This window comes from Streptodolium elevatio (assembly GCF_040649515.1).
GTDB classification, from domain to species: Bacteria; Actinomycetota; Actinomycetes; order Streptomycetales; family Streptomycetaceae; genus Yinghuangia; species Yinghuangia elevatio.
On record NZ_JBEZFP010000283.1, the window covers coordinates 1 to 1,851 of the forward strand.

The 1,851-nt window shown below is 72.5% G+C and carries 2 protein-coding genes and 1 pseudogene; all 3 read right to left on the minus strand.

Annotation, left to right across the window (positions count from 1 at the left end; translation table 11 throughout):
* Positions 1 to 140, minus strand: a pseudogene (locus AB0C36_RS43055) (arginine deiminase); the annotation flags it as partial.
* A gap of 40 nt (positions 141 to 180) precedes the next feature.
* Complete coding sequence (locus AB0C36_RS43060) at positions 181 to 846, minus strand: hypothetical protein (protein WP_358365260.1); 666 nt, start codon at positions 844 to 846, stop codon at positions 181 to 183.
* An 8-nt stretch (positions 847 to 854) separates the two neighbouring features.
* Positions 855 to 1,583, minus strand: coding sequence for a MarC family protein (locus AB0C36_RS43065; RefSeq protein WP_358365262.1), 729 nt, complete (start codon positions 1,581 to 1,583; stop codon positions 855 to 857).
* Positions 1,584 to 1,851: the final 268 nt, after the last annotated feature.

The following is a 1,851-nucleotide window of genomic DNA, read 5'->3' on the forward strand; positions in this document are numbered from 1 at the left end:
ACGTCGTCGAAGAGCAGCTCGTCGGCGTTGGTGGGGGTCAGCCTGCGGTGCGCCAGGCCGGGCGCGCAGACCAGGACCTTGCGCAGCCTGCCCACTTCGGAATGCACGCCGTGAGCGGGGCCGGTGTCGGTGCTGGTCATGAAGGCGCCTTTCGCGGAGAGGACTTGGTACGGGCCTGCGTCATGGCGTGGAGGTGGACGACGCCGTCAACGTGCCGGTGAAGGTGGCGTCCGGCAGTGCGGACGGCTCCGGGGTCATGGCCACGATGATGCGGAAGCCTGCGCGCAGGGCGTCGGGAACGTCGAAGAGCTGCTGGGTGAAAGCGCTCTGTCCGGGAGCGATCGTGGCGGGGAGTTCCTGCTGCGGGAGTTGCGGATGGGTGACGGGCGTGGCGCGGGTGCCGTCGACGCGGCCCATCTCGCGGATCGCGATGCCCGAGGTCGGGTACGGGGCCGTGGACCGGTTGGTCACGGTGAGGGTGACCAGCACGGGGGTGGTTCCGGGCTGCGCCGCAACGGGAGCGGGGACCGGCTCCACCCGGGCGATCGAGACGGCGACGCCGTTCGGCAGGGCGACCCAGCCGCCCACCGGGGCGGTGTCCGCCGGGCCGGAGGTCTGTGCCGGACCGCACTGCGCGAACCAGGAGTCCTGGGAGGTGCCGGGCGCCGGCGCGGCGCAGTTCACCGAACCCGCTCCGCCGGATGCGCCGGACGCCCCGGCTGCGGACGGGGGCCGGGAGGAGCCTGTGCCGTCGTCGTCGGCACAGGCGGTCAGAGCGAGCAGGCTGAGCGCGGCGCCGACCAGGCTGAGGGCGGTCCTCGCCGCGGCGGGACGGTTGCGTGGCATGCGGGTCCTCACAGTGAGTCCAGGACGTCGGTGACCAGTCGGGTACCGCCGCTGGCCAGCAGGGTGACGGCGATGGCGACCAGGAGGATCCCGGCGATCTTCTCCAGGACCGCGGCCGTGGCCGGCGACACGCGGCGGGTGACGTGCCCGGAGGCGTACAAGGTCAGCCCGGTCACCGCCGCGTAGGCGAACCCGGCGACGGTCAGGCCGACGGCGGCGACCCAGCCGGGGGCCTCGGCGCGGTAGGCGACGAAGAAGCCGAACGTCGTCCCGCCGAACGTGAGGGGGAACGTCAGAGGGGTGAACACGATCGACCGCCAGGGCGGTTTGGCCGCCACGGTCTTCGCCGCGTCGCCCCGGGCCGCCGCGACGGCCGCGCCGTCGGTCTCGGCCTCGTTGGTGCCCGGCGTCGCAGTGGTCGACGTCGCAGTGGTCGGCGGAGGAGCGGTGGTGCCCATCATCATCGGGACGGCCGCGAGAAGCAGCGCGATGCCGCCGGTGGCCGACAGCGCCGCGGTACTGATGCCGAGCAGCTCCAGCAGCGGCTCGCCGACCCACAGCGCCGCGAGCATGAGCACGCTGACGTTGACGAACAAGCCCCAGGCGAGGCGGCGTTGCTCCTTGTGGGTGTAGCCGTCCACGAGGGGGAGGTACGACGACAGCGCGGCGACCGGGCTGTAGAGCGCGAACAGCGCCAGAAACAGCAGCAGCGCGTCATCCAGGTGCAGCGACGACATCAACCCTCCGGGATCGGGCCTGACCGAGGAACCCAGGACGACGGCAACGCCTCCTCGCGCCGGGGATCGCGACGTCAGATTTGCACCTTATGGCCAATAAAGCCGTTTCGCTCTGCGGCGCGCCAGGGTGCGGCCGCGCGATTGCGTCGTGTTCGGGCACCCGCGGGTGGGTCAGGAGACGAGGAGGCAGAACCGGTCCCAGGGCCGGCGGCCGTCGTGGGCGTTGGTACCGCTGGTAGGCGCACAGGCCCGACCGCGTCGACGGCCG